4 protein-coding genes and 1 pseudogene are annotated in these 13329 nt (G+C 74.7%); all 5 read right to left on the reverse strand.

Going from position 1 to position 13329, the window contains the following annotated elements; genetic code table 11:
* Positions 1 to 44: 44 nt before the first annotated feature.
* Positions 45 to 9533, reverse strand: a pseudogene (locus WBK50_RS19225) (amino acid adenylation domain-containing protein); the annotation flags it as partial.
* A gap of 78 nt (positions 9534 to 9611) precedes the next feature.
* Positions 9612 to 9824: an MbtH family protein gene (locus tag WBK50_RS19230; RefSeq protein WP_297496654.1), complete on the reverse strand. Its 213-nt coding sequence runs from the start codon at positions 9822 to 9824 to the stop codon at positions 9612 to 9614.
* Between the two features lie 42 nt (positions 9825 to 9866).
* The gene (locus WBK50_RS19235; protein ID WP_341336941.1) at positions 9867 to 11270 is read right to left on the reverse strand and encodes a lysine N(6)-hydroxylase/L-ornithine N(5)-oxygenase family protein; all 1404 of its coding nucleotides are present in this window, start codon (positions 11268 to 11270) and stop codon (positions 9867 to 9869) included.
* A 239-nt stretch (positions 11271 to 11509) separates the two neighbouring features.
* Positions 11510 to 12151 (reverse strand): TetR/AcrR family transcriptional regulator, encoded by a 642-nt coding sequence (locus WBK50_RS19240; RefSeq protein WP_341336942.1) that lies wholly within the window; start codon positions 12149 to 12151, stop codon positions 11510 to 11512.
* Positions 12152 to 12175: 24 nt separating this feature from the next.
* Positions 12176 to 13324 carry an acyl-CoA dehydrogenase family protein gene (locus WBK50_RS19245; protein WP_341336943.1) on the reverse strand — a complete coding sequence of 383 codons (1149 nt, stop codon included), beginning with the start codon at positions 13322 to 13324 and terminating at the stop codon, positions 12176 to 12178.
* Between the last annotated feature and the right edge of the window lie 5 nt (positions 13325 to 13329).

Consider the following 13329-nt stretch of genomic DNA (forward strand, 5'->3'; position numbering starts at 1 on the left):
CGGACCTCCTGGTACGGGGTCCCGTCGACGACCTGGAAGACGGTCCGCAACGCCTCGTGCCGCCCCGCGACGTCCTGCAGCGCGGCGTCCAGCGCGGCCCGGTCCACGTCCCCGCGCAGCCGCAGCACGATCGGGAAGTGGTACGCCGCACCGCCACCGGCGCCGCCGAGCTGCTGGACCAGCCAGAGCCGCTGCTGCGCCGCGGACAGGGGCAGCAGTGCCGGGCGTTCGAGCGAGCCCAGCTCGGGCCCGGTCACCGCCTCGCGCTCGGCCGCCCGCACGGCGAGCTCCGCGGGGGTCGGGGCCTCGAAGAGGTCCCGGAGCGTGAGGTCCGCGCCGAGGGCCGTCCGGGCCCGGCTGAGCAGCCGGGTGGCGACCAGCGAGTGCCCGCCGAGATCGAAGAAGTCGTCCTCGGGCCCGACCGCGTCCAGGCCCAGGACCTGCGCGAACAGCCCGCACAGCTGTTCCTCGGCGCGGGTGCGGGGCGGCCGCCCGGCGCCGGCGGTGGCGGGCTCCGGACGGGGCAGCGCGCCGACGTCGAGCTTGCCGTTGACGGTGAGCGGCAGCTCCGGGACCGGGACGAGGACGGCGGGGACCATGTGGTCCGGCAGCCGGTCCCGCAGGGCCGCCCGGACCTCCGCGAGATCGTGCGTACTCGATGAAGGCACCACGTACCCGACGAGCCGCGCGAGACCCCCGGGCCCGGACCGGTCCGCGACGACCGTCGCCCGCGCGACCGCGGGATGCGCGGTGAGCGCCGCGGCGACCTCGCCCGGCTCCACCCGGTGGCCGCGGATCTTCACCTGGTCGTCCGTGCGGCCGAGGAAGTCCAGGATGCCGCCCGGGCGGCGGCGCACCAGGTCGCCGGTGCGGTACATCCGGCCCCCCGGCACGGCCGGGTCGGCCACGAACCGCTCCGCGGTCAGCGCGTACCTGCCGAGGTAGCCGCGGGCGAGGCCGTCACCGGCGATGTACAGCTCCCCCGGGACGCCGTCCGGCACCGGCCGCAGCCACGGGTCGAGGACGTGCGCGCGGGTGTTGGTGATCGGCCGGCCGACCGCCGGCGTCGGGCTGTCGCCGGTGCCCGCGCCGAGCGTGTTGATCGTGTACTCGGTGGGGCCGTAGAGGTTGTAGCCGAGCGTCCCGGGGGTCTCCCGCAGCGTCGTCCACACGTCGTCGGACACGGCCTCGCCGCCGAGCAGCACCAGCGGTGGTGTGTGCCCGGCGAGCAGGCCCGTCTCGAACAGGGCGGCCGCGTAGGTCGGGGTCACGTTGACGACGTCGACCTCGTGCTCCGCGCAGTACACGACGAGCGCGGTCGCGTCGCGGCGCAGCTCCTCGTCGCACACGTGCACCTCGTGCCCCTCGACGAGCCAGAGCAGCTCCTCCCAGGACATGTCGAAGGCGAACGACACGGTGTGCGCGATCCGCAGCCGCCGCCCGCCCACGCCCGCGACGACCGGCTCGAAGATCTCCGCACGGTGGTTGAGCTGCATGTTCGTCAGCCCGCGGTACGGCGTGACGACGCCCTTGGGCCTCCCGGTCGAGCCGGACGTGTAGATCACGTAGGCGGGCAGGTCGAGCCGGTCCGGGTTCGTGCGGGCGAAATCGCCGAGCTCGGCGTCCGTCAGCGGCCCGGCATCGAGGGCGGCGCGCTCGGCGGCGGTCGCCGGCTCGTCGAGCAGGACGACGGGCACGCCCGCCGCAGCCAGCGGGCCGGCCACCCGTTCGACCGTGAGCAGGCAGACCGGTTCCGCGTCCGCGATCGTGGACACCAGCCGCTCGGCCGGGTGGTCGAGCTCCAGCGGCAGGTAGGCCGCGCCCGTACGCAGCACCGCGAACAACGCGACGACGGTCTGGACGGACCGGGGAACGGCCAGCGCGACGACGCGTTCCGGCCCGGCCCCCCGGGAGAGCAGCAGCCGCGCGGTGCGGTTCACCGCGGCGTCCAGCTCGGCGTAGGTCAGCCGCTCAGCGCCCGAGACCAGGGCGGTCTCGTCCGGCACCAGGGCCGCCCGCTCACCGAGCAGGTCCGCGATCGTGTCCGTCCCGACGTCGACGGCCCGGCCGTCCCGGGTCGCGAGGATCGCCTCGCGCTCCGCGGGCAGCAGCGCGTCGAGCGCCGCCACGGGCGCGTCCGGTGCCGCCAGGACCTGCTCGAGCAGCGCGACCAGCCGCGGCAGGTGGCACTCACCTGCGTCGCCGAGGGTGTGGACCAGGGTCAGCCGCATCCGCGCGCCCGGCGTCACGATCAGGTTCAACGGGTAGTGCGTCGCGTCCAGGTTGGCCATCGCGGTGATCCCGTGTCGCGCGCCCAGCTCCGCGACCCGCTCCTCGCCGCCCTCGGGCCGGTAGACGAACAGGGTGTCGAACAGGGTCCGGTGCCCGGAGAGCCGCTGGACCTCGCCGAGGCCGGTGGCCTCGTGCGGTTCCAGGGCCATCCGCTCGTCCTGGACCCGGCACAGCAGGGCCCGCACCGGCTCGTCGGGGCGGAAGGTCATCCGGGCGGGCACGGTGTTCAGGAACAGCCCGATCGCGGACTCGACGTCCGGGACCGCGGTCGGGCGCCCGGCGACGGACGTGCCGAACACGACGTCCGTGCGCCCGGTCGCGGCCCCGAGCACGAGGCCCCAGACGGTGCTGAGCACGGTGTTCACCGTGACGCCCAGCTCGCGGGCCAGCTCGCGCAGCCGCGCGGTGGTGTCCGCGGGCAGCTCGACCTCTCCCTCGCGGGCCACTCCGGTCCGGCCGTCACCGATCAGCGTGGGTTCGTCGAGCCCGGCCAGCGCGGTCCGCCAGGCCTCCGCGCTCTCGGACCCGTCCCGCGACGCGAGCCACGCCAGGTGGTCCCGGTAGGAACCGGCCGGTGCGAGCGGCTCCTCGGCGTACGCCGCGAACAACCGCTCGACGAACAGCCACGCGGACCAGCCGTCCCACAGCAGCAGGTGCCGGCCGATCACCAGCCGGTCCCGCTCACCCACCCCGTCCCCGCCGAGCCGGATCAGCAGCAGCCGGAACAGCGGCGGGCGGTCCAGGGCGAAGTGGGTGGCGCGGTCCGCGGCCATGACCTCGGCCAGCCGCCGGGACTGCTCGTCCGCGGGCAGGCCCGCGAGGTCGATCTCGGTCACCGGCGGGGCGAGCGCGCCGGGGACGAACTGCACCGGCCCGTCGAGGCCCTCCCCGGTGAACCCGGCGCGGATCGCGTCCGTCCCCGCCATGACGGCGGCGCACGCGGCGCGGAGCCGGTCGAGGTCGAGCCGGTGGTCGAGGTCGATCGACTCCTGGATCGTGTAGACGTCCGCCTCGACGCCGTCGAGCGTCGCGTGGAAGTACAGCCCCTCCTGTAGCGGCGACAGCGGCCAGACCTCGGCGACGGGTGCCGGGCTGATCCGGTTCACCTGCGCCAGGACGGCCGGGTCGGCGGCCGGGAGCGGGGTGATCCCCTCCGGTCCGGTGCTGCCGGCCAGCGCCGCCAGGCCGGCCGGGGTGCGGGCGGCGAAGACCTCCCGCGGCCCGACGTCCAGCCCCGCCCGCCGGGCGCGCGAGGACACCGAGATCGACGAGATGCTGTCCCCGCCGAGGGCGAAGAAGTCGTCGTCGGGGTGCACGGACTCCCGGCCCAGGACCTCGGCGAACACCGCACAGAACAGCCGCTCCGCGTCGCTCGCGGGCTCGCGCCGGCCAACGCCGCCCGTCACCGAGGGTGCCGGGAGGCCCTTGCGGTCGAGCTTGCCGCTCGGGCTCAGCGGGAGCTCGTCGAGCAGCACCACCGCGGAGGGGACCATCGCCGCGGGCAGCCGCTCGGCCAGGGCCGCGAGAAGCGCGGGGCCGGTGATCGCCGACCGCGGTACATCCCGGCCGCCCGTGGCCGGGACGCCCCGCGGGTCGTGATCACGGGGCGCCGGCACCACGTACGCGACGAGCGTGTGCCCCGCCCCCTCCCGCCGCGCCGCCACCGCCGCCCGCGCGACCTCCGGCAGCGCGGTCAGCGCGGCCTCGATCTCGCCGAGCTCCACCCGGTTGCCGCGGATCTTGACCTGGTGGTCGCTGCGGCCCAGGTACTCCAGCTCCCCGGTGCGGGACCGCCGCACCACGTCGCCGGTGCGGTACATCCGCTCGCCCGGCGCGCCGAAGGGATTCGCGACGAAGCGGTCCGCCGTCAGGCCGGGCCGGGCGTGGTAGCCCCGCGCGAGCTGCACGCCCGCCAGGTACAGCTCCCCCGAGACCCCGTCCGGGACCGGCTGCAGGCAGCCGTCGAGCACGTGCAGCCGGGTGTTCCACACCGGACGTCCGATGGGGACCGAAGAGCCTTCCGCCACCGAGTACGGGTGGTACGTGACGTCGACGGCGGCCTCGGTCGGCCCGTAGAGGTTGTGGAGCGGGACGCCGGTCAGCGCCGTCCATCGCGCGGCCGCGGATCCGGGCAGCGCCTCCCCGGACGCGAACACCCGCCGCAGGGGCGCCGCCCAGGACGGGTCCGCGGTCACGGCGTCGGAGGCGAGGAACCCCTCCAGCATCGCCGGGACGAAGTGCAGCGTCGTGACCCGCTCGGCGCGCACGAGCCCGGCCAGGTACTCCGGGTCCCGGTGCCCGTCCGGCTTCGCGAGCACCACGGCGGCGCCCTGGCACAGTGCCCAGAAGAACTCCCACACCGAGACGTCGAAGCTCGCCGGGGTCTTCTGCAGCACCCGGTCGTCGGCGGCCAGGCCGTACTCCGCCTGCATCCACGCGAGCCGGTTGACGATCGCGCGGTGGCTCACCACCACGCCCTTCGGCCGCCCCGTGGAACCCGAGGTGTAGATCAGGTACGCGGCGTCGTCGGGGTGCACGGCGGGCTCGTCCACGGTCCCGGTCTCGTCCGTGACCAGCAGCGCCGCCGGACCGGCGGGCACCCGTCCGGCGGCCTCCGCGGTGGTGACCACCGTGTCCACCCCGGCGTCGGCGATCATGAACGCGAGCCGCTCGGCGGGATAGTCCAGGTCCAGCGGCAGGTACGCGGCCCCGGAGCGGAGCACGCCGAGCAGGGCGACCATCAGCTCCGCGGAGCGCGGCACCGCCACCCCGACGACGGACCCGGGGCCGGCTCCGCGCTCCCGCAGCCGGCGGGCCAGGGCCCCGGCGCGGCCGTCGAGCTCGGCGTAGGTGAGGGTGCACCCGTCGGCCACGACCGCGGTGGCCCCCGGGGTGCGGGCGACCTGGGCGGCGATCCGCGCGGTCAAGGTCGTGACCGGTACCGGGTGATCCGTGTCCCCGGCCGGCTCCGGCCCGTCCCGCAGCGGGATCGACGCGACCGGCGCCGCGAGGTCGTCGGCGAGTGCCGTCAGCGTGCGCCGCAGCTGCGCGACGACGATCTCCGCCGCCTCGGCGGACACCCGCGCGGCGTCGTGCTTGAGCGTGAACTCCAGCTCCCGCCCGGTCGAGGCGATCAGCGCGATCGGATAGTGCACGGCGTCGACGACGTCGATCCGCACACCGGACGGACGCCGGTAGTTCTCCACGACCAGCAGCGAGTCGAACAGCTCCGGCAGCCCGGCGGCGCGCTGGACGTCACCGAGCCGGACCTGCTGGTGGTCGAGCAGCGCCGTCCGGGTGTCCTGGGTGCGGCGCAGGACCGTGGCCAGGGACTCCTGCGGCGCCCACCGCATCCGCGTGGGCAGGGTCGCGATGAACAGACCGACCGCGTCCTCCAGGCCGGCGACCGCCGCGTCGCGGCCGGAGACGGTGCTGCCGAACACGACGTCCGGGCTGCCGGTCAGCCGGCCGAGCAGCAGGCCCCACGCCCCGTGCAGCAGAGTCCCGAGGGTCAGCCCGTGCTCCCGGGCGCGCGCGAGCAGCGCCGAGGTGGTGCGCTCGTCGAGGGTGAACCGGACCTGCTCGTGCGGCCGGAACCCCGGTTCGGCGATCGCGGACGGCGCCGCGAAGGCGTCGGCGAGCCGGGTCGGCTCGTCCAGCCCGGCGAGCGCGGCGCGCCACGCCTCCTGCGCGGCCGCCTCGTCCCGGCGGGCGAGCGCGGCGAACCAGGCGCGGTGCCGCCCCAGGGGGTCGCCGCCGGCCGGGGTGCCGCCGAGGATCTCGTCCACGAGGAGCGCGACGGACCAGCCGTCGAGGACGATGTGCTGGAAGGTGAGGATCAGCCGGGCCCGGTCGGGGCCGAGCCGCAGCAGCGCCACCCGCAGCAGCGGCGGCCGGGCGAGGTCGAACGGCTCGGCGCGCTGTGCGGCGACCGCGGCGTCGACCTGGGGCTCGGTCACGTCCAGCACGGTCCACGGCAGCTCGACGTGCGCCGCTACGGCCTGCACCACAGCACCGTCGGCCCGCTGCACGAACCCGGCCCGCAGCTGCGGGTGCCGGTCCAGCGCCGCCTGCGCCGCGGCCCGCAACGCGGCCTGGTCGACCGGCCCGCGCAGGTCCAGGACCTCCTGGAGGGTGTAGACGTCCGCCGCGCCTTCACCGAGGGCGGAGTGGAAGAAGAAGCCCTCCTGCAGCGGCGACACCGGCCAGACGTCCGCGATCTCCCCGATCGCGGCGAGGGCCTCCCGCGCGGTGGCGTCCAGCTCGGCCAGCGGGCCGTCCGGGACCTTCACCGCCGTCTCGCGCAGGGTCACCACCGGAGCCAGCTCGGCCGCGGTCCGGTGCGTGAACAGCTGCCGCGGTGTGACGACCAGCCCCGCCGCGCGCGCCCGGACGACGAGCCGGATCGAGACGATGCTGTCCCCGCCGAGCGCGAAGAAGTCGTCGTCGACGCCGATCCCCGGCACCTCCAGGACCTCGGCGAACAGCGTGCACAGCAGCTCCTCGCGCGGGGTGCGCGGCGGCCGCCCGCCGACCTGCGCCGCGAGGTCCGGGACGGGCAGGGCGTTGCGGTCGATCTTGCCGTTGGGCATCAGCGGGAGCGCCGGCAGCGGGACGACGGCGGCGGGGACCATGTACTCCGGCAACCGCTCCCGCAGGTGCTCGCGCACGGAGCCGACGAGCGCGGCGACATCGCGGAACGGGGCCGGCCGGTTCGTAAGGTCCTCGGGGCGCGCGGTCACCGACGGCAGGTGGACGGGCCCGGCGTCCACGCCGTCCCGGGTGAGGAGCAGGTCGAACTCCCCGGCCGTCCCGCCGGCCGTCCAGGCCGCGGCGCTGCGGTAGCCCGCCTCGTCCGCGACCCGCGCCACCGCCTCCGGGTCGATCCCGCGCTCCTGCGGCGCCGGGCCGCCGTCGATCGCGGCGAGCGCCGCGAGGTCGTCGGCGAGCCGGGCGTTGGGGATCGCACGTAGGCGCAGCGCGGCCGGGCGATCGCGACGCAGGTGCTCGGCCAGGTCGTGGGAGGTCCAGCCGGCGGGCCAGGTGAGCTGCGCGGCCTCGATTCCCGGCGCCCGTTCCCCGGCTCGCAGGACCACGTCGTAGCGGTACCGGCTCAGCTCGTCGTGCGCCGTGGCCCGCTTGAGCCGCAGGTCCACCGACCCCAGCTCGGGGATCGCCGCCGCGGCGGCCGCGAAGAAGTCCGGCTCGCAGAGCAGTTCGCCCTCCCACGCGGCCGACGCGTCGACGGCCCCCCGCACCGCCTGCGGATCGGACGTTCCGGCGCGGGCGGTCTCCACCCCGGCCCGGAACGTGCGGAGCAGGCCGGCGTGCCGGACGTCGCCGACGAGGATCGCGCCCCCGGGCGCGAGCAGCCGCGCGGCCTGGCGCAGCACGTCGAGCAGGTACTCCGGACCCGGGAAGTACTGGGCCACGGAGTTGATCACGATCGTGTCGAAGGGGCCCTCGTCCGCGAGGCCGGCCAACTCGTGCGCCGCGCGGGCGTCGAGGACCACCCGGCCGTCGAGCCGGGGGTCCGCAGCGACCCGCCGACGCAGCGCCGCGACGGCCTCCTCGGACAGGTCGAACCCGCGGTAGAGCGAGCAGCCCGGGGCGAGCTCGGTGAGCAGCAGCCCGCTCCCCACCCCGATCTCCAGCAGCCGGTCCGGGCCGAGCTCGCGGATCCGGGAGACCGTGGCGTCCCGCCAGGCCCGCATGTCCTCGCGCGGGATCGGGGCGCCGTCGTAGGTGGAGTTCCAGCCCGCGAAGCCGTCCTCGAAGGCCCCGTTCTCGAACTTCCCGGCCTCGTCGTCGGCGGAGGTGGCGCCGTAGAGCAGCTCGTGCAGCTCCTTCCACGCCGCCACCTGCTCCGGCGTGCTCGACCCCAGCTCCGGCACCACGTACGCGGCCAGCCGCCGGTCCCCCGGCGCGATCTCCCGGACCTGCACCGTCGCCTGCGCGACGCCCGGATGCGTGGCGAGCACGGACTCGATCTCCCCCGGCTCGATCCGGTACCCGCGGATCTTCACCTGGTCGTCGACCCGGCCGAGGAAGTCCAGGCTCCCGTCCGCGAGACGCCGGACGAGGTCCCCGGTCCGGTAGAGCCGCTCGCCGGGCGCACCGGACGGGTCCGCCACGAAGCGCTCCGCCGTCAGGCCCGGACGTCCCAGGTAGCCCCGGGCCAGCCCCGGCCCCCCGAGGTAGAGCTCGCCCTCGGTGGCGGGCTGCAGCCGCTCGTCGAGGACGTGCGCCGAGGTCAGCGGGTCCGGCACGCCGATCGGGACCGACGTGCCGTGCAGCCGGTCCGGGTGGCTCTCGCCGAGCGTGGAGTTCACGGTGGCCTCGGTGGGCCCGTAGGCGTTGAACATCCGCCTGCCCCGCCCCCACCGCGCCACCAGCTCCGGCGACACCCGTTCGGTCCCGGCGAGCAGGGTCGCCGGCGGCAGCGTGAGGTCCGGTGGCATCGCGGCGAGCAGCGCGGGCGGCAGGATCATGTGCGTGACGCCCTGGGCGTGCGCGTACTCCGCCAGCTCGGGTCCCGGCACCCGCCGCTGCGCGGGCACGACGACGAGCCGCCCGCCGGACAGCAGCGCCTGGCAGAGATCCCAGAAGGCGACGTCGAAGCTCGGCGAGGCGAACTGCAGGATCCGGCTCTCCGGCCCGACGCCCAGCCGCTCGGTCTGGGTGGCCACCAGGCCGGTGACGCCGCTGTGGGTCAGCACCACGCCCTTGGGCCGGCCCGTCGACCCCGAGGTGTAGATCAGGTACGCGGCCGAGCGGACGTCCAGGTCCGCAGGCGGCAGCGTGCCCGGCGCCGCGGCGATCTCCGCGGCGGTCGCCGGGTCGTCGAGCAGCAGGGCCGGCACGGCCTGCTCGCCGAGGACTCCGCACACCGTGACGACGACGGCGGGGGTCGCGTCCTCGAGCATGAAGGCCAGGCGCTGCGCGGGGTAGTCCGGGTCCAGCGGCAGGTACGCCGCGCCCGCCCGGAGCACCGCGACCTGTCCGACGACCATGTCCACCGACCGCGGCAGCGCCAGCGCGACCACGGTCTCCGGGCCCGCACCCCGCTCGCGGAGGACGTGGGCGAGCCGGGCCGAGCGGGCGTCGAGCTCGGCGTAGGTGAGCCGCTCCTCCTCCAGCACCACGGCCACCGCGTCCGGGGCGCGCCGGACCTGCTCGGCGAACAGCTCGGGCCAGGTGCGCAGGTCGTCGACGGGACCGGCCGACAGGGGGCGGGACATCTCGCTCTGGGTCACAGTTCTCCCACCGCGCGGCCGCCGGGCCCGCGGTTCTCGATCGAAGAGGATGGGCCGGGTGGGCTAGCGGCTCGAACGCTCGACCAGGCTGCGGGGACGGAGGTCCGTCCAGTTCGCCTCGACGTGCTCGAGGCACTCCGCCCGGCTCGCCGGGCCGTGCGCGACGGTCCAGCCCGCCGGCACGTCGACGAACGTGGGCCAGAGCGAGTACTGGCCCTCGTCGTTGACCAGCGCGTGGAACGTGCCGTTCTCGTCGTCGAAGGGGTTCGTGGACACAGGGGTCTCCCGGGGTCGTGCCTGCAGGGGGTGGGGGCGGGCTCAGCGGGCGGTGGTGGCCACCGGGTCCGCCGGCGCCTCGCCGTGGATCGGCTCGGCGGGCCCGGCGTCCGGCACGAGCGCGCCGGTCAGGGAGTCGACGATCTCCCCCGAGCGGGCGGCGACCGTGGACAGCAGCGTCGAGGTGATGCCGTGGGTGTGCTCGGTGGCGCCCTGGACGTAGATCCCGGCGGCGAGCGGGGCGGGGCCGCGGGTGGCGATCCGGTAGTCCCGCAGCACCCGCAGCCGGCCGGCCTCGTCCCGGGCGCACGCGCCGGCCAGCGCCGGGTCGAGCAACCAGAGGGGGTCGCTGGAGCGGTAGCCCGTCGCGTACACGACGACGTCCGCCGCCAGCACCTCGCGGGAGCCGTCGATCAGGGACTCGACGGCAAGTTCGACGCGGTCCCCCATGTCGACCACGTCCGCCACCCGGGACACGTTGTGGAACTGCAGGCGCTCCCGGCCCGCGACCCGCTCGTGGTAGTGCCGGCGGTACAGCTCCTCGATCAGCTCCGGGTCGACCACGGAGTAGTTCGTGTTGCCGTGGTAACCCATGATCCTCTGCTTGACGTCCGCGGGGGCGTCGTAGAAGTCGTCGACGGCGGACGGGTCGAAGATCCGGTTCGCGAACGCGCTGTCGTCCGCCGGGCTGTAGCCGTAGCGGGCGAACACCGCGCAGACCTCGGCGTCCGGGAACGTGCGGTGCAGGTAGTCGACCGTCTCGGCCGCGCTCTGCCCCGCGCCGACCACCGCGAACCGCCTCGGGGTGGTCCCGGCGAGCTCGGGGATGCGGGTCAGCAGGTCCCGGTTGTGCCAGACGCGCCGGCCCAGGACCGCCTCGCGCGGCACGTTCGGGGTCAGGCCGGTCGCGAGGACGACGTTGCGGGCACGGACCCGGACCGGCGCGCCGTCCGCGCGGCTCGCGACGACCTCGACCAGGCCGACCGGCTCCCCGGCGGCCACGCGGACCGGTACCACCTCGGTGACCTCGGCGCCGTAGTGCACCCGCTCGGTGAAGCTGCCCGCGGCCCACTCGAGGTAGTCGTGGAACTCCAGGCGGGTGGGGAACACGCTGCCGTAGTTGATGAAGTCGACCAGCCGGTCGCGGGCGTGCAGGTAGGACAGGAAGCTGAACCGGCTCGTGGGGTTGCGCAGCGTGGCCAGGTCCTTGAGGAAGGAGATCTGCATGGTGGCGTCCTCGAGCAGCATGCCGCGGTGCCAGCCGAAGCGCTCCTGCCGCTCGACGAAGCGGTACGTGAGCCGCGCGCCCTCCCCGACGGAGGCGTTGTGCTCCTCGATCGCGACGGCCAGCGCGAGGTTCGACGGCCCGAACCCGATGCCCACGACGTCCACCTCTTCGATCCCGGGGGCGTTCCCGGACGTGCGCTCGGTGTGCGGCTCGCTCATCGTCATCCTCTCGGCACCCCCGACGGGGTACGGGTCATGGCAGCTCGACTCAGGGCAGGCTAACCAATGGTGAGGATGGACTACGCCACCGGGAGGGTGATCTTCACGCGGCTGCGGGCGGCCGGGTGCCGCGCGAGACGCGGCCGAACGGTGGAAAGCGGGATCACTCCTGGTGACAGGAGCGCCACGATGGCAGGATGACCGGCCCGCTGCGGACGGCGTGGACGAGCAGGGCCGGATCAGCGGGCGGCGGCGGGCCCGTCGAGCAGGGTGCGGGCGAGCCCCTGCCACTGCGCGACCATCGGGTCCGTCGCGGGGTCCCGGGGGTCGAACGTGTAGGTCATGGCGGTGCCGCGCATGCTCGTGAACAACAGGTCCCGCAGGCGGGTGAACCCGGGGCGGGAGGCGAGCTCGTCGCCGAACATCCGGGTCATCGAGGCGCGGATCGCCGCGCCGAGGGTGCGTTCCTCGGGCCGCAGCGCGTCCGCGATCTCCGGGTTGGCACGGGCCGCGGTCCAGAGCTCGATAGCCGCCCAGAAGTGCGGCTCGGTGAAGCTCTCCCACAACGACTCGATCACCCGGTCCGCGCGCTGCCACACGTCGGTGGGCGGGTGGCCGTCGAGCAGCAGGGCGAGCCGATCCTCGGTGTCCTGCACGCGTTTGACGGCCAGGTGCTGCGCCGCCGCGACGAGCAGCAGGTCCCTCGACGGGAAGTGGTGCAGCAGCCGACCGCGCGAGACCCCGGCCCGGGCCTGGATGGTGAGCGTGGTCGCGCCGGAGTAGCCGCCCTCGACGAGGGCGCTCACGGCGGCGTCCAGGATCCGGGTGCGGCTGTCGGAGGTGCGCTGCGCCCGGGTCCTGGGCTCGGTTCCCGAAGTCATGGGCTCCCTGACCTCATGCGGTGATCACAGGCCGAGACCACGGCCGATGACCTCCTTCATGATCTCGGTGGTGCCGCCGTAGATGCGGGTGATCCGGGCGTCGGCGTACGCCTTCGCGATCGGGTACTCGTTCATGTAGCCGTAGCCGCCGTGCAGCTGCAGGCACTTGTCGACGACCCGGCCCTGCAGCTCGGTGCACCAGTACTTCGCCTTGCTGGCGTCGACGGCGGTGAGTTCGCCGGCGTTCAGCGCACGGATGCAGTCGTCCACGTAGTGCTCGGCGATGTCGATCTCGGTGTCGAGCTCGGCGAGGACGAACCTCGAGTTCTGGAACGAGCCGATCGGCGAGCCGAAGGCCTTGCGCTCCTTGACGTAGTCCAGCGTCCAGCCGAGCGCGGCGCGGGACGCGGAGACCCCGGCGACGGCGATGGAGAGGCGTTCCTGCGGCAGGTTGGTGACGAGCTGCGTGAAGCCCTTCCCCTCCTCGCCGAGCAGGTTCGCGACCGGGACCCGGACGTCGGTGAACGACAGCTCCGCGGTGTCCTGGGCGTGCTGGCCGAGCTTGTCGAGGTTGCGGCCCCGCTCGAAGCCCTCCATCCCGCGCTCGATCACCAGCAGCGAGATGCCCTTGTGCTTCTGCGAAGGGTCGGTCTTCACCGCGGTGATCACAAGGTCGGAGTTGATCCCGTTGGTGATGAACGTCTTGGCGCCGTTGACGACGTAGTGGTCGCCCTCGCGGCGGGCCGTCGTCGACATCGAGGCGAGGTCGGAGCCGATGCCCGGCTCGGTCATCGCGATCGCGGTGATCAGCTCACCGGAGACGATGCCGGGCAACCAGCGCCGCTTCTGCTCCTCGGTGCAGTACGCGAGGAAGTAGGGCATGCAGATGTCGTTGTGCAGGGTCAGACCCAGCCCGGCCGCCGCCGCCCCGGAGCGCATGAGCTCCTCGGTGATCACGGCGTTGAACCGGAAGTCCCTGACCCCGCCGCCGCCGTACTCCTCCGGCACGTCGATACCGAGGAAGCCGGACTTCCCGGCGGTCGCGAACAGCTCGCGCGGGACGATGCCGTCCTCCGCCCACCGGTCGTCGTGCGGCACGATCTCCTGCTCGACGAACTTCCGGAAGGACTCCCGGAACGCGTCGTGGTCGCTCTCGTACAGGCTGCGCTTCATGGGAG

Source organism: Pseudonocardia sp. T1-2H, from assembly GCF_038039215.1.
Taxonomy (GTDB): domain Bacteria; phylum Actinomycetota; class Actinomycetes; order Mycobacteriales; family Pseudonocardiaceae; genus Pseudonocardia.

Bases quoted from the DNA above. Each gene is read 5' to 3' on its own strand.
- WBK50_RS19235 (WP_341336941.1), bottom strand. From the start codon at position 11,270: ATGAGCGAGCCGCACACCGAGCGCACGTCCGGGAACGCCCCCGGGATC.
- WBK50_RS19240 (WP_341336942.1), bottom strand. From the start codon at position 12,151: ATGACTTCGGGAACCGAGCCCAGGACCCGGGCGCAGCGCACCTCCGAC.
- WBK50_RS19245 (WP_341336943.1), bottom strand. From the start codon at position 13,324: ATGAAGCGCAGCCTGTACGAGAGCGACCACGACGCGTTCCGGGAGTCC.